Below are 23610 nucleotides of genomic sequence, written 5' to 3' on the forward strand. Positions count from 1 at the left end.
TAAATCTCTATTTCTCAATCAGTTTTAGAACCGCGTTTGCGGCTTGTTGGTCCGCATCTTTACGAATCCAATGATGCATTTCCGTAAACTTATCTAACATCGGTTTATTGTCGCTTTCCAATAAGCGAGAAACCTCAGTAAACAAATTGTCTGGTGTGCACTCATCTTGTAGATATTCTTTGACGAGCTCATCATCCGCCAAGATATTCGGCAATGACACATACTTCGTTTTCAATAGACGTTTAGCTAAAAAAGCAGTAAATGCGTTCACACGATAACCCACCACCATTGGACGCTTGAGAAGCATACACTCCAACGCTACGGTACCGGAGGCCAACATCACGGCATCGGATGCGGTGATGACGTTGCGTGCGGTGTCATCAACTAACTTGAAGTCCAACTCTGGCGCTAGCTCTTTCCATGCTTGTTCAAACTGCTCACGGCGTTTTTGATTAACAAGCGCGACAACAAACCCCAGTTCTGGAAACTTGTTATGGAGTAACTTGCAGGTTTCAATAAATGGCTCTGAGAGCATTTTTAACTCGCTACCACGACTGCCTGGCAGGACAGCAAGCCACTTTTTATCTTGTTCTAAACCAAGCAACTCACGTGCAGGCGCTTGTTCTGATTCTAGTGGGATGGCATCAGCCAAGGTATGACCAATGAACTCGCAAGGTACATTAAATTTGTCGTAAAACGCTTTCTCAAACGGAAGAAATGCTAGCACCAAGTTCGTTGCCGCTTCTATTTTAAAGATGCGCTTCTGACGCCAAGCCCAAACAGACGGACTCACGTAATGAACGGTTTTAATGCCCGCTTGCTTGAGGTCAAGCTCCAAGCGTAAGTTGAAGTCAGGAGCATCGATCCCTATGAAAACATCAGGCGGATTCTGAGTAAAATACTGAACGAGCTCAGCTTTCACTTTAAGAAGTCTCGGTAAGCGGCCTAAAACCTCGACTAATCCCATCACCGCAAGCTCTTCCATATCAAACAGAGACTCGCAACCTTGGGCTATCATTTTCGGACCACCAATGCCTACGAACTCTGCGTCTGGAAATTGTTGCTTTACTGCTTTGATAAAGCCTTCACCTAGCGTATCGCCAGACAATTCTCCGGCAATGATGCCAATACGTAATGGTCTTTCCATATCTACTTCGCTATTTTTCCTGTGCGCTATGGATAACGGTTTGCCTTATCCATAAAACACAAAAAGATCGTAACCTCAAATTTGGTCACGATCTTTTTATTTATTGGTTCATTCGCCAATTAACGAATAATGCCACGTTCCGTCGTTTCCAGAATATCTGAGAAACGCTTCACAGCCGGCCACTCTTGAGCCATTTCAGCCAGAATAGGCTTCACTTCTTCTAGCGTCTTACCTGAACGGTAGATTTCTTTATACGCTTTTTGTAGCGCACGAATCTCTGGTTTCTCAAAGCCATTACGCTTCAAGCCAACAAGGTTCAAGCCGAATGGAGTAGCGTGGTTACCTTGCGCGAGTACATAAGCTGGGACATCTTGCACCACAGCTGAACAGCCGCCAATGTATGCGTAAGCGCCCACTGTACAAAACGGATGAATCGCAGACAGTGCCATCACACCGGCATAATCATCAACAGTAACGTGACCACCAAGAATCGAGTTATTACCGATATGAGTGTGGTTACCAATAACAACATCATGCGCAACGTGTGCATTCACACACAATAAGTTGTCATCACCAATGATCGTGGTTGCTTTGTCTTGCACTGTGCCGCGGTGAACTTGGACCGCTTCACGAATGACGTTACGGTCACCGATAACCACAGTTGTGTCTTCACCACCGTATTTTTTGTCTTGGTTTTCTTCACCAATGACAGCATGTGGGAAAATACGGTTATCTTTGCCAATAGTTGTGTGACCTTTGATCACAACGTGAGACATCACTTCTGTGCCTTCACCAATTTCAACCGTAGAGGTGATGTACGTAAAAGGACCTACTGTTACGTTAGCACCAATTTTGGCGCCCTCTTCTACCACCGCTGCCGGGTGGATTTTAGCGGTTTCATGAATCATATTAAAACTCTCGACGAGCACACTTCAGTTCTGCAGAACATACCACTTCACCGTCAACTTTTGCTACACCGCTAAATGCAGCAATGCCGCGACGTTCTTTCAGAAATTCTACCTCAATAACCAATTGGTCGCCCGGAACCACTGGTTTACGGAATTTCGCGCCGTCTACGCTTGCAAAGTAGTACAGTTCATTTTCTGTTGGTGCACCAAATGATTTAAATGCAAGTAAGCCTGTTGCCTGAGCCATTGCTTCTAAAATCAAAACACCTGGGAATACTGGTAGTTGAGGAAAGTGACCTGTGAACTGAGGTTCGTTAACCGACACGTTTTTAATCGCGTGAAGGTACTTCTCTTCTTGGAAGTCTATCACTCGGTCGATCAATAAGAATGGGTAGCGATGAGGTAGTAGCTCTTGAATTTCAGAGATGTTCATCGTTTTCTTTTCAGTAGTCAAAGTCGTCTTCCTATATCAATTTTTTGCCGCCAAGATGGCAAACGTGGCAACAGGTCGTAAAGCCGAATCGCTTTGCAATATACTAGCAAAATACGCACCATCTTGGAGTTAAATCTACTTAGAGCGCGTCATTATAGAAGAAAAAGACCCGCATTTCGCGAGTCTTCTTACAGAATATGGAACTAGAGCTTGTTAGCCTTCGTATTAAATACAGAGCGAAAGATAACTTGTTCTAAATTTCTTCTTTCTGTTCCAGCTGTTTTTCAACCGCTTTTAGGCGCTTATTCATCTCATCAATACGGTGAACTCGAGTCGCGGTCTTACGCCACTCTCTGTTCGTTTGTAGTGGGATACCTGATGAGTAAAGGCCTTTTTCTTCGATACTGCGCATTACCATGCCCATACCTGTAATAGCCACACCATCTGCGATAGTGATATGGCCATTCAGAACAGACGCGCCGCCAATCTGGCAGTACTTACCAATTTTTGTACTGCCCGCGACAATAGTACCACCAGGCATCACGGTACCATATCCGATCTGCACGTTGTGCGCGATTTGAAGTTGGTTATCCAGAATGACATTGTCTTCAATGATAGTATCTTCGAGTGCACCGCGGTCAATCGTAGTACAAGCACCAATCTCAACGCGGTTACCGATACGCACTGAACCAAGCTGAGGAATTTTGATCCACTCGCCTTTGTCATTCGCATAACCGAAGCCATCAGAGCCAATGACGGTACCCGATTGAACGAGACAGTCATCACCCAATGACACTTCATGATAGATAGTGACATTAGCCCAAAGCTTGGTGTTATTCCCTAGCTTGGCGTTCTTACCGATAAAACAACCAGCTCCAACGCTTACGTTATCGCCGAGTTCTACGCCCGTTTCAATCACAGCGTTAGCGCCGATTGTAACGTTCTCACCCATCTTAACGTCAGCGGCAATCACAGCACTTGGTGCAATATCGTTTGCCGGCTTTGGTGTGGTATCCATCGCTTGAACCACACGAGCAAATGCGACATAAGGGTCTGAAACCACTAACGCATTTCCAACGCATTGATCTTTATGCTCAGCCTTTACCATAACAACGGTAGCTTGGCACTCAGAAAGGTGTTTTGCGTATTTTGGGTTAGACAAGAAGGTTACATCACCTTCTTGTGCTTTATCCATTGGGGCAACACGGCTTACAACGAGAGACTCGTCACCAAACAGTTCACCCCCGGTAATTGTCGCCAATTCGGCTAATGTTAATGTCTTCATAACTTCTTATTTTAGAGCTTTAATTACGTCTTCAGAGATATTGTATTCTGGCTTGCCGTACTGCAAAGCAGAGATATCAATCACAAGATCGTAACCATTTTTGTCTGCGACTTTCTTAACTGCATCTTGAATCGTTTTGAAAAGCTTCGCTTTTTCTTCAGCTTCACGACGCGCACTTGCTTTTTCAAGTGCTTGTGCTTTCACTTTGTACTCGCTGTCTAGCTTCGCGATATCGATACGTAGCTTTTCAACTTCGTCTTGACCCAAAAGCTCGCCGTCACGTTGTAGCTTCTCAATCTTTGTTTTAGCTTGTGCTTGGATTGACTTCAGTTCATCAGCTTTGCTTTTGAAGTCTTTCTGCATTTTTTGTAGTACAACTTCACGTTGAGGAAGAGCTTGGAAAACTTGAGCTGTATTTACATAAGCAATTTTTTGTGCAGCTTCTGCCGCATTTGCAAACATTGAAGAGCTCAGTACAAGAAGGCCAATCCCAGCCGCTTTGATCATTTTATTCAAAATATTTTCCTCTTTAGAAAGTTCTACCGATAGTGAATGTGAAGAACTCTTCATCATCGCCATCAAATTTCTTAATTGGTTTCGCTAGTGAGAATACTAGTGGCCCCATTGGAGACATCCACTGCAACGCCGCACCGTAAGAAGAGCGGTAGTTGGTTGGATCTGAGTAATCGTAGTAGTAACGGTCACCATATTCCGCACCTGAATCGCGGTAGTCAAACTCCGTATCCCAAACACTTGCCATATCAAAGAAGATACTGGTACGAATTTGGTTTTGTACTTCTTCTGATGCAAATGGTGTTGGGACAATCAACTCAACACTTGCTAGCGCTACGGCGTTACCACCAACAGAGTCATCTGTTGCTGTATCTGCGCCATTGTTTGAACCAGATGTATCACGGTAAACTGCTTTAGGACCAACAGAGTTTGAGCCAAAGCCACGAAGCGATGTAAAGCCACCTGCGTAGTAGTTTTCGTAGAATGGGAACAAGTTATCGTTACCATCCGTTTGACCGTAACCATTACCGTAACCTAAGCGGCCACGGAACAAGAGGGTAAACTCGTGCTTTTTAGTCAATGGCACATACTGACGAACATCGTACTGCATTTTGAAGTATTGAACGTCAGAGCCAGGTACGGTCATTTTATAGAATGCACGCTGATGGTTACCTGCCGTAGGGAAGTAGCCACGGTTTAAGTTATTACGTGTCCAAGAGATATTGAAGTCGAAGTCGTTTGTGTTCAACGCTCCACTAGAATCAATGTTGTCTGCTTGTGCTCGTAAGAACTGCTCTACCTGCAAGTAAGGCGATAAGTTACCGATCTTGTTGTGCGTATAACCGACGCCGAATTCAAAACGGTTCAACTCATCGAATGGGAAGCCCCACGTTAAGCTCGCGCCATAGCTTTCGTTGGTATAGTCAACGATATTGGCTTCTTTAGCTTCAAATTCGTTATAGAAAACCTTACCACCCAAGCTTACACCGTCTAAGTTCCAGTACGGATCACGGTAATCTAGACTGATGTTTTTCTGGTAGTCATTCATCATCGCGTTGATACCAACACGGTTACCACTACCAATAAAGTTATCTTGTTGCAGGCCAACCTGGAAGCTCACACCCGATTCTGTACCGTAGCCAACACCGAAGTTAACACTACCAGAGTTTGCTTCTTTGACAGAGTAAACTAGGTCAACTTGATCATCACTACCAGGAACTCGAACCGTCTGTACTTCAACATTTTCAAAGTAGCCCAAACGATTTAGACGAGTTTTACCCGTTTCAATCGATTTCGAGTTCAACCAACTGCCTTCCATCTGACGCATTTCACGACGAAGGACTTCATCTTTGGTTGAGTTATTACCCGTGAAGCGAATATCACGAACATAAATTCGGTTACCCGGGTCTACGTTAACGACCAAAGAAACTTCTTGATTCTCGTCGTCAAACTCTGGAATGGTATTCACTTGAGGATAAGCATAACCAGACTCACCAAGCACACGCTTAATCCCTTCTTCCATTGAAGTAACCAACGAGCCGTTGTATGTCTCATTGTCTTCAAATGGCACAAGTCTTTCGAACGTCGCTTCCTCGCCAATCAAATCACCACGGAACTTCACGTTCTTAACGGTGTAAACCTCGCCCTCTTCTAGACCAAGAGTAATGTATACCCCTTTCTTGTCAGGAGAGATTGCAACTTGTGTCGAATCAACGTTAAATTTTAAGTAACCACGATCCAGGTAGAATGATTTGAGTGCTTCAATATCACCTGCAAGGACTTGCTTTTGATACTTTTCATCAGAAAGGAAATTCCACCACGGCACATCAACATTTAAGTTAAAGCGCGAAAGCAGTTCTTCATCACTGAACACTTCATTACCGATAAAGTTTATTTGCTGAATTTTTGCCGACACACCTTCAGTAAAGACAAACTTAAGGTCAGAACGATTACGTGGTAGTGGAGTAACCACCGCTTTTACTGTTGCGTTGTATTTACCTACGCTGTAGTAAAAGTCTTCTAAGCCTTTTTCAATGTTGCTTAGCGTGGTGCGGTCAAGCGCTTCACCTTCACGAACGCCAGACGCGTTCAGGTTTTCTTGTAGCTGCTCGTCCTTGATTGCTTTGTTACCTGAAAAAGAGATGCTTGCAATGGTAGGACGTTCTTTGACTTGAACCATCAGAACACCACCGTCACGCAACACTTTCACATCTTCAAAGTTACCAGATGCATACAGGGCGCGGATAATTTCTGCAACATCGCCTTGGCCAATGGTATCACCGACACGTACAGGCATTTTCAACAATGCAGCACCCAGTGCTACACGCTGCAATCCATCGATTTCAATATCTTGAACTACGAAGTTCTCTGCTCCATTTGCAGATACACTGGTCGCCAGTAAACTTGCAAATAGAATTCGCTTAATCGCCATACTTGTTCTAATTATTCCTTGCTACTGCTTTTGTCTCTGAACTATCACAGACGAGTAAAATCATTAAATAGCGCTAACGCCATGAGCGAGAAGATGATCGCACCACCAATTCTAAAGCCCATTTCCTGCACTTTCTCAGGAACAGGACGTCGAATGACTGCTTCAATTGCAAAAAACAACAAATGACCGCCATCCAACATTGGTAAAGGAACGAGATTAATAATACCTAGGTTAACACTAATTAGAGCGAGAAAACCTAAAAAGTAGACCAAACCATAATCTGCTGTCGCGCCTGCGCCTTTGGCTATTGATATTGGTCCACTCAGATTATTCAGACCAACGTCTCCAACAATCAGCTTCTTAAGCATGCTGATTGTCAAACCAATGACTTGGCCAGTTTTGTCTACTGCTTTACCTATTGACTCGAATACACCAAACTGAAGATCGAAGCGATAACTTTCTGGCCATTCTGCGACTTTAGGTGCAATACCTGCAAAACCAACGACTTCTTTGTTAGCTAGCTCACGGCTACCGGGCGTCAGCGTCAATGTTTGCTCATAACCCTGACGTAACACCGTCAATTCAAGCGGTGTATCAGGATTAGAACGAACCGCTTCAACCACTTGCTTCCATTCGGTTACGCGTTGTTGACCAATTGCGACAACCTCATCACCTGGAAGCACACCGGCTTTTTCCGCCGCTCCACCTTGCGAGACCTGCTCGATAACTCGATACACCTCCGGTGTATACGGAGCAAAACCTAACGACTGCATCGCTGACTGAGTTTCTGGGTCGAACTTCCACTCACGTAAATCGAGCGTTTTCGTTACTTCTGAACCAACTTCATTCGCTGACGTTAGTGTTACCGTCATCAAATCATCGCCAATATGAGAAATCAATCCCATATTTACTGATTCCCAATCCGGAGTTTTGATACCAGATATCGATTTAAGTTCCATTCCAGATTCAATTCCAGCTTCCGCAACAATCGAATTGGGCGTAACTTCACCAATTACAGGCTTAACAGCCGGGATACCAATTAGAAATACCAGCCAATAGGCAAAAATTGCGAAAAGAAAATTAAAGATGGGGCCAGCCGCAACAATAGAGGTTCGCTTCCATAACGGCTTCTTATCAAACGCTAGGTGCTTCTCATGTTCTGGCACCTCATCGACACGGCTATCAACCATTTTCACATAGCCGCCGAGAGGGATCATTGAGATGCTGTACTCCGTTCCGTCTTTGCCTACCTTACTCCAAATAGACTTGCCGAAACCGATTGAAAACTTTTCAACTTTAACGCCGCAACGGCGAGCAACCCAAAAATGCCCAAATTCGTGCACGGCAACAAGAATGCCCAGTGCGACGATAAAAGAAATGAGATTCCACAATATACCAGTCATCAGCTACGCTCGCGTATGGTTTCTAGGGCAATAGTTCGTGCCATTCTATCTAGCTCGAGCAAGCTTTCCAAGCTATTCGCATTCTCAGCCTTGCAGCTTGCGTTGATTTTATTCAACACAGACTCATTGATGCGAGCAATATCGGTAAAACCTAGTCTGTTGTTTAAAAATGCATCAACAGCGACTTCATTAGCTGCATTCAATGCCGTTGTTGCGTGTTGACCTTCATAACAAGCATCAATTGCGAGTTTTAAACATGGGTAACGAGCAAAGTCAGGCTGCAAAAACGTCAGCTCACCAACTTTCGTGAAGTCTAGCGGCTTAACCCCAGCTTCTACTCTTGACGGGTATGACATGGTGAGCGCAATTGGCGTCGCCATATCCGCTTCTCCCATTTGTGCCAAGACCGAACCATCACGATACTGAACCATAGAATGAATCACAGATTGAGGATGAATAACCACCTTCAGTTGTTCGCGAGCAGCATTAAATAGCCACTTAGCTTCGATATACTCAAGGCCTTTATTCATCATCGTGGCAGAATCAACAGAAATTTTTGGCCCCATCGACCAGTTTGGATGAGCGATCGCCTGAGCGGGTGTCACCTGCTCCAGTTCTGCGATGTCAGTGTAACGGAAAGGACCACCAGATCCAGTCAACAAAATATGAGAAATGCCATGTTCTTGTAAATTGCAACGACCTAGATTGGTTTGTACTTGCTGTGGTAAACATTGGAAAATGGCGTTGTGTTCACTGTCGACGGGAAGTAGCTCTGCGCCAAATTCTTCTACAGCATCAATAAATAGCTGGCCTGACATTACAAGTGCTTCTTTATTTGCCAACAAGACTCGCTTACCTGCTTTCACGGCAGCCATGGTAGGCAATAAGCCAGCGGCTCCTACAATAGCAGCCATTACACTGTCGACCTCGTCCAGCGAAGCAATATGGCATAGCGCATCAACACCACCTAGCACTTCGGTACCTGGCGAAACCGAGTGTAGCTCAGCTTGAAGTTGAGACGCCGCAGCTTTATCTGCCATGACCGCATACTTAGGTTGCCACTGACGACATAGACCGATCATCTTTTCAACGTTAGTGCTTGCCGCTAAGGCAACGACAGAAAACAGATCTGGGTTTTGTTCGACCACTTTAAGCGTGCTTGCACCAATTGATCCAGTAGCACCAAGAATCGTTAACTTTTGCATGTTGTAAGACCGTTAGAAAGCTCAGGAGCGACGACGCCGCTCCTGATAAATTAGAATACGTAGTAAAGAAGAGCAAAAACTGGGAATGCTGCGGTTAGGCTGTCGATACGATCTAGCACACCACCGTGCCCTGGGATAATGTTACTGCTGTCTTTAATGCCTGAGACACGTTTGAACATACTTTCAACCAGATCACCAAGCACTGAAATAACGACAGTAACCAGCGTAATCAGCACCATATGGACAGGGCTAGTGAACTGGATGTCGAACCAATCAGCAAATGCCCACGCTACGATTAATGCCGTGATAATGCCACCAATTAGCCCTTCAATGGTTTTATTGGGGCTTACATGAGGAGCCATCTTACGTTTGCCTAAGCTTTTGCCTGCAAAGTAGGCGCCGCTATCTGCAGCCCATACCAAGAAACAAACGTACAACACAAGCTTTGCGCCGTGGTATGGATCTACAGTGATGTCATACGCTCTGAGAATAATCACACTCCAAAGGAATGGGATTAATGTCAGAAAACCAAATACATGACGTAAAACAAAATTACTTTGCCAAGATTTCGTCGTTTTGGGGTAAGTAATCGCCATTAAGCTAGCAATAATCCACCAAACAAAACCAATACCCAAGACGACATAATGAGGTGTCGTTAAGTGATTGAGGCTATATGCATCAGGCGAGATGTATAGAAAACTAAGTCCGGTAATAATGATTGCCGGCACAAGGGCAGCAATGCGAGAGTTGCTTCCTGTAAACTGAGTCCACTCCCAAAAACCTAATAGCGTTATTGCAGTTAAAGCGGCAATAAAGCCCATTAGCGGTAATTTAAAAATGCCTAAAATAACCAGGGGAGCTAAAATTAGTGCTGTTATTATTCTCTGTTTCAAACTAACTAGTCCTTATTGAGCTGCCATCAATGCCTTTATTTGTTCACCTGTACAGCCAAAACGACGTTCTCGGTTGATAAACCAAGTTACAGCTTCTACCAAACTGTCTTCATCGAATTCTGGCCAGTACTCTGGTGTAAAGTACATTTCTGCATAAGCCATTTGCCACAACATAAAGTTGCTGATTCGGCACTCTCCACTGGTGCGAATTAAAAGATCCACTTCCGGTAGGTCTGCCATGGTCAAATGTTCAGTGATTAGCTGCTCATTGATATCCTCTACACGAATTTCACCGTTACGTGCTTTTAGCGCTAACGTTTTAGCAGCTTCTGTGATGTCCCATTTACCGCCATAGTTGGCTGCAATGTTGATCACCATACCCGTGTTATCTGCCGTTAGGTTTTCTGCTTCTACAATTTTCTTTTGTAGACGCTCACTAAATCGACTGGTATCACCGATCACGCGCAACCGTAAGTTATTTTTGTGTAGTTTTTTTACTTCACTAGACAGGACCGTGATAAACAGTTCCATCAAAAGACCCACTTCTTCCTCCGGACGACGCCAGTTTTCACTACTAAAAGCAAACAGCGTCATGGCTCTAATGCCTAGTTTTGAAGCAGCAGCCACGGTCTTACGAACGGCACTAACGCCTTTTTTATGACCAAATACGCGAGGTTTTCCTTTGGACTTAGCCCAACGGCCATTACCGTCCATAATGATGGCAATATGCTTAGGAAGGGAATCAGAGAAGGCTTGAGAATTTTGCATAGGGAGTTAATTGAGTTCCATCAGTTGGATAGACTAACATAAAAAAACGCTGAGCTGTGAGCACAGCGTTTTCCAACAGTGATGTGTGTGGGAGTATTAAACTTCCATCAACTCTTTTTCTTTTGCAGCAAGAACTTCATCGATCTTCTTAACTGCAACGTCAGTTAGCTTTTGAATTTCGTCTTGTGCTTTACGGTCTTCATCTTCAGAGATTTCTTTATCTTTTAGAAGCGCTTTAAGATCGTTGTTTGCGTCACGACGGATGTTACGAACAGCAACACGACCACCTTCAGCTTCACCACGGACGATCTTAACTAGGTCTTTACGACGCTCTTCCGTTAGCGGTGGAAGTGGAACGCGGATGATAGTGCCAGCTGACATAGGGTTTAGACCAAGGTCAGACGTCATGATCGCTTTTTCTACTTTCGGCGTCAGCTCTTTATCAAAAACCGTGATTGCAAGTGTACGTGCATCTTCAGCAATAACGTTTGCTACTTGGTTTAGAGGTGTTGCTGCACCGTAGTATTCTACAGAAATACCAGATAGTAGGCTTGGGTGTGCACGACCTGTACGAATTTTAGAAAGGTTGTTCTTAAGCGCTTCAACGCTTTTATCCATGCGCTCTTGCGCGTCTTTTTTGATTTCGTTAATCACAGTTTCACCTTAAAAATGTCATCTTTCCTGAAGAAAGCCTAAAACGGTTGAGCAAAGCAAGCACCACCCTAACACTTTGGAGTGGCACCTTAAGCCAAGCTTATTCGTTGATGAGCGTGCCTTCTGCTTCGCCCATTACCACGCGACGTAGTGCGCCTGGCTTGTTCATATTAAATACGCGGATTGGCATTTTGTGGTCACGAGCTAGCGTAAACGCCGCCAAGTCCATAACTTTCAGCTCTTTATCCAGAACTTCTGCATAAGATAGCTTATCATACAGCTCTGCGTCTGGGTTTGCTACAGGGTCAGCAGTAAATACACCATCAACTTTCGTCGCTTTTAGTACGACATCCGCTTCAATTTCGATACCACGTAAACAAGCAGCAGAATCCGTTGTAAAGAACGGGTTACCAGTACCAGCAGAGAAGATGACAACTCGGCCTTGGCGAAGCTCACGGATCGCATCAGCCCAATTATAGTCGTCACATACGCCTTTTAGAGGGATTGCAGACATAACGCGCGCATTTACGTATGCACGGTGAAGAGCATCACGCATCGCTAGGCCATTCATTACTGTAGCAAGCATACCCATGTGGTCACCAACTACGCGGTTCATACCAGCTTCAGCTAGGCCTGCACCACGGAACAAGTTACCGCCACCGATAACTACACCAACCTGAACACCCAGTTCAACCAGTTCTTTAACTTCTTGTGCCATACGATCAAGGACCGCAGGATCAATACCAAAACCGTCTTCACCTTGAAGAGCTTCACCACTCAGTTTTAATAGAATACGTTGATACGCTGGTTTAGGGTTCGTAGTCATGGAGTTTACCTTCCAAAGAGAGTTGTTGATTAACAGTCATGAATAGACACAACTTCAGTTATGGCTATTCATCACGGCTAATCGTTCACTGCTCATAAAAAGACCGCAGCCTTGGCTACGGTCTAATCTTTATACAGTCTCTAAGGATTAACCTTTTTGAGCTGCTGCAACTTCTTCAGCGAAGCTCATTTCTTCTTTCTTCTCGATACCTTCACCTACTTCTAGGCGAACGAACGTAGAAACTGAAGCGCCTTTTTCTTTCAGCATTTCGCCTACAGTTTTCTTAGGCTCCATGATGAAAGCTTGACCTGTTAGAGAGATCTCGCCAGTGAATTTCTTCATGCGGCCAACAACCATCTTCTCAGCGATTTCAGCAGGCTTGCCTTCGTTCATTGCGATTTCAACTTGAACCGCTTTCTCTTTTTCTACTACGTCAGCTGGTACGTCTTCTGGGTTAACGAACTCTGGCTTAGAAGCAGCAACGTGCATTGCAACGTGCTTAAGAGTTTCTGCGTCGCCTTCACCAGCAACAACAACACCGATTTTCTCACCGTGACGGTAAGAAGCGATTGCAGTGCCTTGAACGTATTCTACGCGACGGATAGTGATGTTTTCACCGATTTTAGCTACTAGAGCTACACGTGCGTCTTCGAATTGTGCTTGTAGTTCTTCAACAGAAGCTTTTGAAGCTAGAGCTGCAGCTGCGACTTCTTCTGCGAATGCAGTGAAGTTACCGTCTTTAGCAACGAAGTCAGTTTGGCAGTTAACTTCAAGAAGAACAGCAACGCCGTTTTCTTCTTTGATGATGATTGCGCCTTCAGCTGCAACGTTACCAGCTTTCTTAGCTGCTTTCGCTGCGCCAGATTTACGCATGTTTTCAATTGCTAGTTCGATGTCAGCGTTTGCTTCTACAAGCGCTTTCTTACATTCCATCATGCCAGCGCCAGTACGCTCGCGAAGTTCTTTAACTAGAGCAGCAGTTACAGTTGCCATTCTGTCTTCCTCGTTTGATTCGAAATAAGGTAAAAAACAGGGGCCTAACATTGTCGGCCCCCATTGCTAACTATAACTTAGTTTATGCTACACAAAGGTTTCACATAGACCAAGTGTGACACAGAGCCGCTATTATTCAGCTTCTACGAAACCGTCTTTTTCAGCAACTGCAGCTACGTCTTTGTTACGACCTTCAGATACTGCTGAAGCAGCAGCGTTCAGGTATAGCTGTACAGCGCGGATCGCGTCGTCGTTACCTGGGATTACGTAGTCAACGCCGTCTGGGTTAGAGTTAGTATCTACCACAGCGTATACTGGAATACCTAGGTTGTTAGCTTCTTTAATTGCAATGTGTTCGTGATCAGCGTCGATTACGAATAGAGCGTCTGGTAGGCCGCCCATGTCTTTGATACCACCAAGAGATTTCTCTAGCTTCTCCATTTCGCGAGTACGCATTAGAGCTTCTTTCTTAGTTAGTTTGTCAAAAGTACCGTCTTGAGATTGAGTCTCTAGTTCTTTTAGACGCTTGATAGACTGACGAACTGTTTTGTAGTTTGTAAGCATACCGCCTAACCAGCGGTTGTTTACGTAAAACTGGTTGCTTGCGATTGCAGCTTCTTTAACAGCTTCAGATGCAGCGCGCTTAGTACCTACGAATAGAACCTTACCTTTCTTCTCGCCAACTTTAGCTAGTTCAGCTAGAGCGTCGTTGAACATTGGTACAGTTTTTTCTAGGTTGATGATATGAACTTTGTTACGAGCGCCAAAGATGAATGGCTTCATTTTTGGGTTCCAGTAACGAGTCTGGTGACCGAAGTGAACACCAGCTTTTAGCATATCGCGCATTGATACAGTTGCCATTTTAAAATCCTCTATGGGGTTAGGCCTCCACATTCCCCATAACTCCGACCAAGCTTCTGCTCAGCACCCCGGAATATGTGACGGAATGTGTGTGATTTAAAGATAAAAGGTTATTCGGATGAAGCTTGCTTCGCCGCTTAACTTTGCTAAACGAAGAGAACAGTCCTCTATTCCGGCGCGCTTTATACCATATTTTAGCTCACTGTGGCTAGTAAAAATTATTTCTTCACCGAGCCACTTTCTCCTATTTATAAGCAAAACTTTAAACATATGATCGAATTAAGAATGATGCATATTCCTATCTAACTTGGGTTAACGCCCCGATGTCTGATAGAATGCGGCCATTCGCACGTTTACGTGCTTAGGAATAAGTAGAGAAAGCCAATGTCAATCAAGATTAAAACTGCTGAAGAAATAGAACGCATGCGCATTGCGGGCAAGCTAGCCGCAGAGATTCTAGAAATGATCGAACCACACATCAAAGTTGGTGTGACGACAGAAGAGTTAAACAAAATCTGTCATGAGTACGCTCTAGAAAAAGGCGCATACTCTGCTCCGCTTGATTACCATGGTTTCCCTAAGTCGATCTGTACTTCAATCAACCATATCGTATGCCACGGTATTCCAGCGGAAAAAGACGAAATCGGTAGCAACGGCCAAATGAAGCCGGCGGTACTAAAAGATGGTGACATCTTAAACGTTGATATTACCGTAATCGTTCCAAATGATGAGAATGCCGATCTGAGCGTGCGTCCTCAGGGTTACCATGGTGACACTTCTAAGATGTTCCTAGTCGGTGATGTTTCGCCTGCAAACAAACGTCTGTGCATGGTAGCTCAAGAAGCACTGTACGTTGGTATGCGTACCGTTAAGCCAGGTTCAACGGTTGGTGACATCGGTACAGCTATCGAGAAGTACATCAAAGAGAATAACAAGAACAATCCTCGCAACAAGTTTTCTATTGTGAAAGACTTCTGTGGCCACGGTATCGGCGATGAGTTCCATGAAGAACCACAAGTGGTTCATTACAAGAACAAAGACCGCCGCGTATTAAAAGAAGGCATGTGCTTTACTATTGAGCCGATGATTAACGCAGGTAAATTTGGTTGCTCTGTTGATGCACAAGATGACTGGACTGTTTACACGGGCGACGGCAAGAACTCTGCGCAATGGGAACATACCATTGTTGTAACAAAAGAAGGTTGTGAAGTACTGACGCTTCGTAGCGACGATACGATTCCTCGCCTAATGAAAAACGCGTAAAGCTGACGACCACTCGTTGTTTACTATATCCCTGCTTCGGCGGGGATATTTTTTATCTGCCGCAAATTTGTTAGATTGTTATTAGATTAGCTTGCACGGATGGCAAATATGACACTTCAGTCCCCTCTTACCTTTTCCGATGAACAAATCAATATCGGTGAACTCAAACAAGAATTAGAGAAGTTTAGCTCTAATCAAAACCAAGAGTTTCTCAATCATCATCCGGTAACAAGCTTGGTTTTAGCCAGAGCTGAATATATGGATCTGCTTCTCAATCGTTTGTGGCAACATTTTGGTTTCAAGGATATTTACAACATTTCCCTAGTTGCCGTTGGTGGCTACGGACGAGGCGAGCTGCATCCGCTCTCCGATATCGATATTTTGATTCTGTCGAACAATAAACTGCCAACCGCGTTAGAAGCAAAAATCAGCGAATTCATTACGCTGTTGTGGGATTTAAAACTCGAGGTCGGACACGCTGTTCGCACCGTTACTGAATGTGCTGAAATTGGTAAAGCCGATCTAACGGTCGCGACAAACCTGCAAGAAGCGCGACTGCTGTGTGGAAGCGAGGACACCTTTCAGGCACTGAAGAAAGTCGTGTTATCAGACTCCTTCTGGCCAAGTGAGACGTTTTACCGCGCTAAAATTCAAGAGCAGCGCGAACGCCATGCACGTTACCACGACACGACCTACAACTTAGAACCGGACATTAAATCAACCCCTGGCGGGCTGCGCGATATTCATACATTAAGCTGGGTCGCTCGACGTCACTTTGGTGCTACTTCATTGTTGGAAATGAGCCGATACGGATTTTTAACTGACGCAGAATACCGAGAATTGGTTGAATGTCAGGACTTCCTTTGGCGAGTACGTTTCGCTCTGCACATGGAGCTTCGCCGCTATGACAACCGCTTGACCTTTGCTCATCAAGCACAAGTTGCGGAAAACCTAGGCTACGTCGGAGAAGGCAACCGAGGCGTAGAAATGATGATGAAAGAGTTCTACCGCACGCTTCGTCGTGTGGCAGAGCTCAATAAAATGCTACTCAAACTCTTTGACCAAGCGATCATTAATGGTGGGGCGACAGAAAGTGCCGAGATTCTCGATACGGACTTTCAACGTCGCGGTTCTTTAATTGAAGCGCGGAAACCCGCATTGTTCCAAGCTCGCCCAGAAACTATTCTGGATATGTTCTTACATATTGCTAACGACTCAACTATTGAAGGGGTGAGCCCACCAACGCTGCGTCAACTGCGCACCGCTCGCCGTCGGCTCAACAAGTTTTTGCACACTATTCCTGCTGCACGTGAAAAGTTCATGGCGTTATGTCGTCACCCTAATGCTCTGCACAAAGCATTCAGCCTCATGCACCGATTAGGGGTTATGGCGGCCTATTTACCGCAATGGAGTCAGATTGTTGGTCAAATGCAGTTTGACTTATTCCACGCCTACACGGTTGATGAGCACAGTATTCGCTTACTTAAACACATCAACACTTTTAGTGACCCAGAAAATCATGCGAAGCACCCTATTTGCTGTGACGTCTACCCACGGATGCAAAAGAAAGAGCTGCTGATTATTGCCGCTATTTTCCATGATATCGGGAAAGGTCGTGGCGGCGATCACTCGATTATCGGTGAAGGAGAAGCGTACGACTTCTGTATTGAGCATGGCTTATCGAAGCCCGAAGCAAAACTTGTCGCTTGGTTGGTAAGACATCATCTATTAATGTCTGTCACCGCACAGCGCCGAGACATTTATGATCCCGATGTCATTACCGAGTTTGCCAAAAAAGTCAGAGACGAAGAATCTCTCGATTATCTTGTATGCCTGACAGTTGCAGATATTTGTGCAACCAACCCAGAACTTTGGAATGCTTGGAAACGAACTTTACTTGCAGAGCTGTATTACTCCACACAACGTGCTTTACGCAGAGGGCTAGAGAACCCTGTCGATGTGCGTGAGCGAATTCGCCACAATCAACAAATGGCCTCCGCAATGCTGCGCAAAGAGGGGTTTGCCGCGCGCGAAATTGAAGTATTGTGGCAACGCTTTAAAGCTGACTACTTCCTTCGTCATACTCATACGCAAATCGCGTGGCACTGTGAACACTTACTTCGCATGGAAGATCCGACTAAGCCTTTGGTCTTGATCAGTAAAAAAGCCACTCGTGGCGGCACTGAGGTGTTTGTATATACGAAAGACCAGCCTGCTTTATTTGCGACGGTCGTGGCGGAGTTAGATAGGCGTAATTTTAATGTACACGACGCGCAAATCATGACCAGCAAAGATGGGCACGTGATTGATACCTTTATGGTACTCGATCAACATGGCGAAGCGATCGATGAGTCTCGTCACGCGGCGGTGATTAAACACCTCACCCATGTACTGGAGGCGGGCCGACCAACCAAGATTAAAACGCGCCGTACTCCGAACAAACTTCAGCACTTTAACGTGAAAACCAAAGTCGACTTCTTACCAACCAAAGGTAAAAAACACACTTTAATGGAGTTTGTCGCGCTAGACACACCAGGGCTGTTGGCCAAAGTAGGCCGTACGTTTGCTGATTTAAATATCAACCTTCACGGTGCAAAAATCACCACCATTGGTGAGCGAGCAGAAGACTTGTTTATTTTAACCAGTGATGCAGGGGGAAGATTAAGTGAAGAACAACAGGATGAGCTAAGAGAGAGATTGATCGAAAAGTTATCTGATGAGGTCGCAGCTTAGATCAAACCTGCCAATCTTTTCGGTTCAGGGCGAGAGCGATCTTGCCCACAAGTTAAGCATTTTGGCTAAATATCAGCTATCTAGCTCATACATAGGCTGCTACAGTTATATCAATATCAATTCGATGTAATAGAGGTAGCCTATGTATCCCCACCTCGCTGGTTTGGGTATTCACGACCCTAAGCAGATTGAACGTTATTCCCTACGCCAAGAAGCACACAAAGACGTACTCAAGATCTATTTCCACAAGCAAAAAGGCGAACTATTCGCTAAAAGCGTTAAATTCAAATACCCACGCCAAATCAAAAATGTTCTTGTTGATAGTGGCAGTCACAAATATAAAGAAGTAACGGAAATCAACCGTAACCTCACATTAGTCATTGATGAACTGAATAAAATTACTAAGCCAACGAAACAACCTGAGGTTGATGTAAAAGAGAAAATTCTTTCAGACCTTCGTCATTTAGAAAAAGTCGTTTCGAGCAAGATCGCAGAGATCGAAGCGGATCTCGAAAAACTAAAGTAAAACGTTAAGTCTTAAATATTAAAAAAGGGTTAGCATTGATGCTAACCCTTTTTATTTGTACCCAATCATTATCTAGATCTAACTGCACCGATTATCGGTTAACCATCGATTCATCCCACTCAAATCGAGTGAACAATTGCTGCCAAGTTTCATCAAGATTAGCAGTCATGACAATCTCTTGATCGGTAAATGGATGGACGAACCGTAACTCTGAAGCATGCAGTAGCAAACGATGAGAATCAAACTCTGTGCGATACAGCTTGTTGTGCTTTCCATCCCCGTGCGTTGTATCACCCACGATCGGATGGCGTAGATGTGCCATATGACGACGAAGTTGGTGCTTACGCCCCGTTTTAGGTTTCATTTCAACTAAGCAATAACGCGTTGTAGGAAATTTACCCGTCGAATAGGGAACTTCCACCTTAGCCAACGGTTTATATTCCGTCACCGCTTCTTGCGCTTCTTTTTCTTGTGAAGCGAACTTATCCGCAATCTTGTCTAACTCGACTTTGAGCGCGTAATCTAAGACGCCCTCTTCCTCAATCCAACCGCGTACTATCGCGTGGTACGTCTTTTCCATTTTATGTTCAGCAAACATCGGCATGACTTGTGACGCGACTTCACTCGACAACGCAAACACGAGCACACCAGATGTTGGACGATCCAGACGATGTAATGGGAACACATGCTGACCAATTTGGTCGCGCAAAGTTTGCATGACAAACTGAGTTTCGTGTTTATCTAACCAACTGCGATGCACTAACATGCCTGCAGGCTTGTTGACCGCTACAAAATATTCATCCTGATAAACGATCTCCAGCTCAACTGGTTCTGAAGATCGCGTTAGTTCTTGTTCTAGCATTCGTTTACTTACACAGTTCGTCAATGGTTCGGATTGTAACGAGCAGCTCTGCGAACTGCGGTTCCTGCTTCCACGCTTCTGAAAAATAGGGCTCGAGAGAAAACCCTCTTGGCAGTGGTTGGTTATTTTTCACTAGTGCGTGCATTCTGGCTATAAAAATCCACTGCAACCATTCATGAGGATGCAACGTATCAATCGCAAATGGCTCCGCACTCTGTAAGGCTTGCTCTGAAGGCATAGTGTATTGCCACAATTTATGCTCTCTAAGCTGCGTTTCAAGTTGGTGAAGTAAGTCGACCAATTGAGTATTTGTTACCATTAATTCTATCTCGAACCTTGAATTAGCCGAGAATGATACCATTTCTTGTGAAAAGAACGTTAGGACGTCGTATTTAATGGAAAACATTCAAACCCTCACTCAACTGTTGAACAACAGCCACTGTGATTATCAAATCTTCGATCTTGGTCGCCGTATCAAAACCATCGCTAAAAAAGAGTTTACCGATGTAGAAAAAGGTCAAGCACCTTACCCATTTCCAATGCAGCGTAAAGCACACCTTGCCATCGCTTATTGGAATGAACAAAAGCAACCTTGGATTTGGTTTCTAAAGTTTGAATTGGACGAGCGTGGTTTGTTAAAGCAAGCGGATATCGGCAATTTCATTAAATACGTTGTAGAGGCTATGGGAACACGCCTCAATGATGATATCACTGAAGAGCAACAACAAAAGCTGTCTAACAACCCATATACGTTCAAACCTTCCGAAGATAAAATGGCCGTGTTTCATAGCCAGGTCCGCGCAAACCTCAATCTTCCTACCAGCCAATATTACGAGCATACCCAGCATTACTTCTCTGGAGGTTTAGGCTGGGATAATTGGCAAACTGTAGGTCTGCAAGGTATCACAGACATAGCCGCTCGCCTGGAAAAAGAGCAAAACGGGGTAATGATACGCAAAGCGTTGAACCACCTACCAAATGAGCCACTTTATGCACTATTAGGTGCGCTTGAGCATGTAGAGCTTCAAGAGCGTTTAGCAGAACGTATCGCGGAAAAGGCACAGCAAGAAATCGCAAGTAGCGAACCTGATCTCTTCCTACTTTCAGCACTTATCCGAGCCCTTGCTGGTGCACCAACAGAAGTCGCCTCTCCAGTATTAGATGCGATATTGCATAGCCCTCGTTTAAGCCATCAGGAGGTATTGATTGGTGTGGCGGGTCGCGCTTGGCACTTACTCGCCAATGAAGAGGTAGCAGAACAGTTTTTGCTGCGTTTAGCTCAAACCGGTAATCAAGCCCTATTTAATCAGTTATTTGCCGATTTAGTGATGCTGCCAGAGTTAAGAATGGTGTTATTGCCTTTGCTGCATTCAAACCCATCAGAGGAACTAGCAAATGCGCTAGTAAGCTTACAACAAACAACAAAAAGCTAAGAAAGGTTCAGGAATGATTGGTGATCTTTTAGCAATTTTAGGGCTCTGCTTTTTCTGTTACCTGTTTTGGCAACAGCGTCGCCAAGCCGAACTCGCAAAAGCGGCCATCACGCGTAAATGTGAGCAATTGGATCTCCAATTAATCAGCATCGCCTTTGGTGCCCATAAACTAAAAACGCCAGACGGAGTCTGGCGTTGGCATACGGTGTATCAATTTGAGTTTTCATCTCTTGGTGACGATTGCTACCAAGGAGAGTTAACCATGGTCGGTTTCAGGCCGCAGAACTTTCACCTACCACCGCATCGCTTGTAAATTCCATTTCAAAGTAAGGACCATATATATCCTTACTTTCTTTTGTTTTAACAAATCCCAGCTTTTTCAGTACCGCCATAGAAGCTTGATGATTGCTATTCACGTTAGCTTTCACCTTATTCAAGCCCAACTCACGGCACGCTTTGGGGAAAAATGCTTTTAGTGCTTCTGTTGCTAACCCTTTACCCCAATATGATTTATCAAAAATAAACCCTAATTCAGGTTCGGAATCGAGATTAGCAATAAACACGTGCCCCATATAGTCACGACTGGTGCTCTCTAGCACTGCCATACTATAAATGTTCTCATCATCCAGTATTTTCTCAAACATCTGTTTGGCAGACGCAACTGTATACGGACCATTCAATTCAGCACGGTTTTTCGCACAGCAATTCAGCATGACGAATTCTAGTTGCAACGACTCATTGTAGGGTAGAAGAAGCATTCTTCTGGTTACTATGGCCACATCTGTTCCTTGATTACAACAAACTTAATCTATCCGCAGATCACAAACTCGATGAGCTGAACATGCTCAATGATTGCGGGCATAACACCTTGTAGAGAAGCCGAAAGTTAAACCAACTGGTTGGAAAGGATATTGATCTGAGTTGTTTTTTATTAAGTGTTATTAGGAATTTATATATTTTGTGATATTGATATCCCCAAGCAACATCGAGATGCTTAATTCAATGAGAACACTGGATATCGTTTTTATATAAGAAAGACCCCGACACATAAGTATCGGGGTCATGGTCTTACTCGCAGCAGTCCGGCTACTAAAAGTGCTCCATGCATCATCCATAATAGTGGCTGATTCCGTCAGCTTATTCCTTACGTCGCCGTCCTAGCGGTGTCCTTATCATCCTGACTGCTAACATTCCTCGTTAGCACACGTCACTTGTTCCTTGAGCGGTGTCCCTTGCATCTTCCTGATGCTGTCCATAACCTCAATCCTAGAGGGTCCATTGTCTATCCTTAGTCATCAACATCCTATTGATGATCGTATCCTTACAATGTCCTACGCTCCATGCTTGATTAATCATCCTGACCAACCAAATCGTCTTCCTGACGATAACCAAATCCTTGGTGCTTTCCTGTTCCATGTCTGCTTCCTGCTGACAACTCTCAATTTACGCCTTTTCCAAAAATAGACAATCTATCCAAGATAAATATTTGGCTCTCACATTGGTTAACAAGTTGTTAAATCATTATTTATCATAAACTTAAGCTCTTTATCTTCTCTTTTCCCGCTTACGAAATCGTTTTCTCTCACAACCTATGTAAGAGATCTCTCACACTACACTCTCCAAAATGCCATTCGCCAAATTAGCGCACTCAACGTATGATGATAGATATATCGTTGTTAAGGATTAAAAATGTTAACTCAAGACGTTACTAAAGAATTAGAAGCGGTAATGGAACAACTGCAACAACAAGGAAAAGAACCAACCGTAGCGTTAGTGAAAGCACGCTTGAAAACGCCCGTCCCAATGCCTGCATTAATCACCGCAATAAAAAGTTGGAAAAGTGCTCAGCGTGTTCCCAAGGTTGAAGTCGCAGCACAAGCGCACACCGATAATGATCGTCTTGCAGCGCTAGAAAGCACGGTGAAAAAATTAGTGGCTCGTATTGAAGAGCTAGAAGCCAAGCTAAATGAGAAATCATCATGAAGTTATGGGTAGATGCAGACGCGTGTCCAAAAGTTATTCGCGAAACCATTGTGCGTGCCGCCGAGCGTACGGGGATTGAATGTACGTTTGTCGCTAACCACGTTGTCCCTGTGCCGAAAAGAGACAACATCCATTCGCTACAAGTCCCTGCGGGATTTGACATCGCAGACAACGAAATCGTCAAGCGTGTAGAAGCCAACGATTTGGTGATCACGTCAGATATTCCGCTTGCAGATGAGGTTATCTCTAAAGGCGCTCAAGCCCTCAGTTCTCGTGGCGAGCTCTATACAAAAGACACCATCAAAGCTCGCCTAAATATCCGCGACTTTATGGAAACCATGCGTTCAAGCGGAATTCAGACAGGTGGGCCCGCCGCGCTTTCTCAAACCGATCGACGCGAATTTGCAAACCATTTGGATCGTATTTTGGCGAAATTTAAGAAGTAACCCTCACTCTATTCAAATTGAGCCAGCAAATAAAAGCCTGGCTC

At 44.5% G+C, this 23610-nt stretch carries 24 protein-coding genes; 7 read left to right on the forward strand and 17 right to left on the reverse strand.

Features of this window, described 5'->3' with window-relative positions; genetic code table 11:
* Positions 1–7 precede the first annotated feature (7 nt).
* The 14 genes from lpxB to rpsB all read right to left on the reverse strand — a co-directional run bounded on the left by lpxB (position 8) and on the right by rpsB (position 14320).
* Entirely contained in the window at positions 8–1147 is a 1140-nt protein-coding gene (lpxB, locus tag R7P35_RS18125) for a lipid-A-disaccharide synthase (protein WP_042521417.1), read from the reverse strand.
* A 119-nt stretch (positions 1148–1266) separates the two neighbouring features.
* A complete protein-coding gene (gene lpxA, locus R7P35_RS18130; RefSeq protein WP_005380357.1) occupies positions 1267–2055 on the reverse strand; it encodes an acyl-ACP--UDP-N-acetylglucosamine O-acyltransferase in 789 nt (262 codons plus the stop codon).
* Between the two features lies 1 nt (position 2056).
* Entirely contained in the window at positions 2057–2509 is a 453-nt protein-coding gene (fabZ, locus tag R7P35_RS18135; RefSeq protein ID WP_005380349.1) for a 3-hydroxyacyl-ACP dehydratase FabZ, read from the reverse strand.
* 232 nt (positions 2510–2741) lie between these two features.
* Positions 2742–3773, reverse strand: coding sequence for a UDP-3-O-(3-hydroxymyristoyl)glucosamine N-acyltransferase (gene lpxD, locus R7P35_RS18140; RefSeq protein ID WP_042521415.1), 1032 nt, complete (start codon positions 3771–3773; stop codon positions 2742–2744).
* A gap of 6 nt (positions 3774–3779) precedes the next feature.
* Positions 3780–4289 carry an OmpH family outer membrane protein gene (locus R7P35_RS18145; RefSeq protein WP_005391804.1) on the reverse strand — a complete coding sequence of 170 codons (510 nt, stop codon included), beginning with the start codon at positions 4287–4289 and terminating at the stop codon, positions 3780–3782.
* A 13-nt stretch (positions 4290–4302) separates the two neighbouring features.
* Positions 4303–6717 carry an outer membrane protein assembly factor BamA gene (gene bamA, locus R7P35_RS18150; RefSeq protein ID WP_042521413.1) on the reverse strand — a complete coding sequence of 805 codons (2415 nt, stop codon included), beginning with the start codon at positions 6715–6717 and terminating at the stop codon, positions 4303–4305.
* Between the two features lie 44 nt (positions 6718–6761).
* Positions 6762–8120: a sigma E protease regulator RseP gene (gene rseP, locus R7P35_RS18155; protein WP_005380334.1), complete on the reverse strand. Its 1359-nt coding sequence runs from the start codon at positions 8118–8120 to the stop codon at positions 6762–6764.
* Entirely contained in the window at positions 8120–9325 is a 1206-nt protein-coding gene (gene ispC / locus R7P35_RS18160) for a 1-deoxy-D-xylulose-5-phosphate reductoisomerase (RefSeq protein WP_005385353.1), read from the reverse strand. The genes rseP and ispC overlap by 1 nt, the downstream gene beginning before the upstream one ends.
* 50 nt (positions 9326–9375) lie before the next feature.
* Positions 9376–10218 carry a phosphatidate cytidylyltransferase gene (locus tag R7P35_RS18165; RefSeq protein ID WP_005385351.1) on the reverse strand — a complete coding sequence of 281 codons (843 nt, stop codon included), beginning with the start codon at positions 10216–10218 and terminating at the stop codon, positions 9376–9378.
* Between the two features lie 12 nt (positions 10219–10230).
* Positions 10231–10986 carry an isoprenyl transferase gene (locus tag R7P35_RS18170; protein ID WP_005380331.1) on the reverse strand — a complete coding sequence of 252 codons (756 nt, stop codon included), beginning with the start codon at positions 10984–10986 and terminating at the stop codon, positions 10231–10233.
* A 96-nt stretch (positions 10987–11082) separates the two neighbouring features.
* Positions 11083–11640, reverse strand: a complete 558-nt coding sequence (frr, locus tag R7P35_RS18175; protein WP_005380330.1) for a ribosome recycling factor — start codon at positions 11638–11640, stop codon at positions 11083–11085.
* Positions 11641–11740: 100 nt separating this feature from the next.
* Positions 11741–12466, reverse strand: a complete 726-nt coding sequence (pyrH, locus tag R7P35_RS18180; RefSeq protein WP_005380329.1) for a UMP kinase — start codon at positions 12464–12466, stop codon at positions 11741–11743.
* Positions 12467–12613: 147 nt separating this feature from the next.
* Positions 12614–13459 carry a translation elongation factor Ts gene (gene tsf / locus R7P35_RS18185; RefSeq protein ID WP_005380328.1) on the reverse strand — a complete coding sequence of 282 codons (846 nt, stop codon included), beginning with the start codon at positions 13457–13459 and terminating at the stop codon, positions 12614–12616.
* Positions 13460–13591: 132 nt separating this feature from the next.
* Positions 13592–14320, reverse strand: coding sequence for a 30S ribosomal protein S2 (rpsB, locus tag R7P35_RS18190; protein WP_005380327.1), 729 nt, complete (start codon positions 14318–14320; stop codon positions 13592–13594).
* Between the two features lie 384 nt (positions 14321–14704).
* Here rpsB and map point away from each other — a divergent pair, with 384 nt between their 5' ends.
* The 3 genes from map (at position 14705) to R7P35_RS18205 (ending at position 18842) form a co-directional block, all read left to right on the forward strand.
* A complete protein-coding gene (gene map / locus R7P35_RS18195; RefSeq protein WP_005380326.1) occupies positions 14705–15583 on the forward strand; it encodes a type I methionyl aminopeptidase in 879 nt (292 codons plus the stop codon).
* 108 nt (positions 15584–15691) lie between these two features.
* Positions 15692–18316, forward strand: a complete 2625-nt coding sequence (glnD, locus tag R7P35_RS18200) for a bifunctional uridylyltransferase/uridylyl-removing protein GlnD (RefSeq protein WP_017636037.1) — start codon at positions 15692–15694, stop codon at positions 18314–18316.
* A 142-nt stretch (positions 18317–18458) separates the two neighbouring features.
* The gene (locus tag R7P35_RS18205) at positions 18459–18842 is read left to right on the forward strand and encodes a DUF3461 family protein (protein ID WP_042521411.1); all 384 of its coding nucleotides are present in this window, start codon (positions 18459–18461) and stop codon (positions 18840–18842) included.
* 91 nt (positions 18843–18933) lie between these two features.
* Here R7P35_RS18205 and truC read toward each other — a convergent pair whose 3' ends face one another.
* Together truC and R7P35_RS18215 are read right to left on the reverse strand one after the other, a co-directional pair.
* Entirely contained in the window at positions 18934–19704 is a 771-nt protein-coding gene (gene truC / locus R7P35_RS18210) for a tRNA pseudouridine(65) synthase TruC (protein WP_042521409.1), read from the reverse strand.
* Positions 19705–19708: 4 nt separating this feature from the next.
* Positions 19709–20023, reverse strand: coding sequence for a YqcC family protein (locus R7P35_RS18215; RefSeq protein ID WP_042521408.1), 315 nt, complete (start codon positions 20021–20023; stop codon positions 19709–19711).
* A gap of 76 nt (positions 20024–20099) precedes the next feature.
* Between R7P35_RS18215 and R7P35_RS18220 the strand changes: the two genes are divergently transcribed.
* Complete coding sequence (locus R7P35_RS18220; protein WP_042521407.1) at positions 20100–21137, forward strand: DUF3549 family protein; 1038 nt, start codon at positions 20100–20102, stop codon at positions 21135–21137.
* 13 nt (positions 21138–21150) lie between these two features.
* On the forward strand, positions 21151–21450 hold the full coding sequence (locus R7P35_RS18225; protein ID WP_005380315.1) for a DUF3301 domain-containing protein: 300 nt from the start codon (positions 21151–21153) through the stop codon (positions 21448–21450).
* On the opposite strand, the gene R7P35_RS18230 is transcribed toward R7P35_RS18225, so the two are convergent.
* Positions 21410–21895, reverse strand: a complete 486-nt coding sequence (locus R7P35_RS18230; RefSeq protein WP_005385338.1) for a GNAT family N-acetyltransferase — start codon at positions 21893–21895, stop codon at positions 21410–21412. The two genes, R7P35_RS18225 and R7P35_RS18230, sit on opposite strands and share 41 nt — an antisense overlap.
* Positions 21896–22826: 931 nt before the next feature.
* On the opposite strand from R7P35_RS18230, the gene R7P35_RS18235 reads away from it, so the two are divergent.
* Entirely contained in the window at positions 22827–23120 is a 294-nt protein-coding gene (locus R7P35_RS18235; protein ID WP_005385336.1) for a hypothetical protein, read from the forward strand.
* Positions 23117–23566, forward strand: a complete 450-nt coding sequence (locus R7P35_RS18240) for a YaiI/YqxD family protein (RefSeq protein WP_005380310.1) — start codon at positions 23117–23119, stop codon at positions 23564–23566. The genes R7P35_RS18235 and R7P35_RS18240 overlap by 4 nt, the downstream gene beginning before the upstream one ends.
* The last annotated feature ends 44 nt before the right edge of the window (positions 23567–23610 follow it).

Source organism: Vibrio sp. Vb0304 (genome assembly GCF_033338995.1).
Classification (GTDB): domain Bacteria; phylum Pseudomonadota; class Gammaproteobacteria; order Enterobacterales; family Vibrionaceae; genus Vibrio; species Vibrio alginolyticus.

What these genes read in the sequence shown, in the direction of transcription:
- glnD (WP_017636037.1), top strand. Translation starts at nt 15,692, where the DNA reads ATGACACTTCAGTCCCCTCTTACCTTTTCCGATGAACAAATCAATATC.
- R7P35_RS18225 (WP_005380315.1), top strand. Translation starts at nt 21,151, where the DNA reads ATGATTGGTGATCTTTTAGCAATTTTAGGGCTCTGCTTTTTCTGTTAC.
- map (WP_005380326.1), top strand. Translation starts at nt 14,705, where the DNA reads ATGTCAATCAAGATTAAAACTGCTGAAGAAATAGAACGCATGCGCATT.
- R7P35_RS18230 (WP_005385338.1), bottom strand. Translation starts at nt 21,895, where the DNA reads ATGCTTCTTCTACCCTACAATGAGTCGTTGCAACTAGAATTCGTCATG.
- ispC (WP_005385353.1), bottom strand. Translation starts at nt 9,325, where the DNA reads ATGCAAAAGTTAACGATTCTTGGTGCTACTGGATCAATTGGTGCAAGC.
- R7P35_RS18205 (WP_042521411.1), top strand. Translation starts at nt 18,459, where the DNA reads ATGTATCCCCACCTCGCTGGTTTGGGTATTCACGACCCTAAGCAGATT.
- R7P35_RS18170 (WP_005380331.1), bottom strand. Translation starts at nt 10,986, where the DNA reads ATGCAAAATTCTCAAGCCTTCTCTGATTCCCTTCCTAAGCATATTGCC.
- lpxB (WP_042521417.1), bottom strand. Translation starts at nt 1,147, where the DNA reads ATGGAAAGACCATTACGTATTGGCATCATTGCCGGAGAATTGTCTGGC.
- pyrH (WP_005380329.1), bottom strand. Translation starts at nt 12,466, where the DNA reads ATGACTACGAACCCTAAACCAGCGTATCAACGTATTCTATTAAAACTG.
- R7P35_RS18215 (WP_042521408.1), bottom strand. Translation starts at nt 20,023, where the DNA reads ATGGTAACAAATACTCAATTGGTCGACTTACTTCACCAACTTGAAACG.
- lpxD (WP_042521415.1), bottom strand. Translation starts at nt 3,773, where the DNA reads ATGAAGACATTAACATTAGCCGAATTGGCGACAATTACCGGGGGTGAA.
- truC (WP_042521409.1), bottom strand. Translation starts at nt 19,704, where the DNA reads ATGCTAGAACAAGAACTAACGCGATCTTCAGAACCAGTTGAGCTGGAG.
- tsf (WP_005380328.1), bottom strand. Translation starts at nt 13,459, where the DNA reads ATGGCAACTGTAACTGCTGCTCTAGTTAAAGAACTTCGCGAGCGTACT.
- lpxA (WP_005380357.1), bottom strand. Translation starts at nt 2,055, where the DNA reads ATGATTCATGAAACCGCTAAAATCCACCCGGCAGCGGTGGTAGAAGAG.
- rpsB (WP_005380327.1), bottom strand. Translation starts at nt 14,320, where the DNA reads ATGGCAACTGTATCAATGCGCGATATGCTAAAAGCTGGTGTTCACTTC.
- bamA (WP_042521413.1), bottom strand. Translation starts at nt 6,717, where the DNA reads ATGGCGATTAAGCGAATTCTATTTGCAAGTTTACTGGCGACCAGTGTA.
- rseP (WP_005380334.1), bottom strand. Translation starts at nt 8,120, where the DNA reads ATGACTGGTATATTGTGGAATCTCATTTCTTTTATCGTCGCACTGGGC.
- R7P35_RS18220 (WP_042521407.1), top strand. Translation starts at nt 20,100, where the DNA reads ATGGAAAACATTCAAACCCTCACTCAACTGTTGAACAACAGCCACTGT.
- R7P35_RS18240 (WP_005380310.1), top strand. Translation starts at nt 23,117, where the DNA reads ATGAAGTTATGGGTAGATGCAGACGCGTGTCCAAAAGTTATTCGCGAA.
- R7P35_RS18235 (WP_005385336.1), top strand. Translation starts at nt 22,827, where the DNA reads ATGTTAACTCAAGACGTTACTAAAGAATTAGAAGCGGTAATGGAACAA.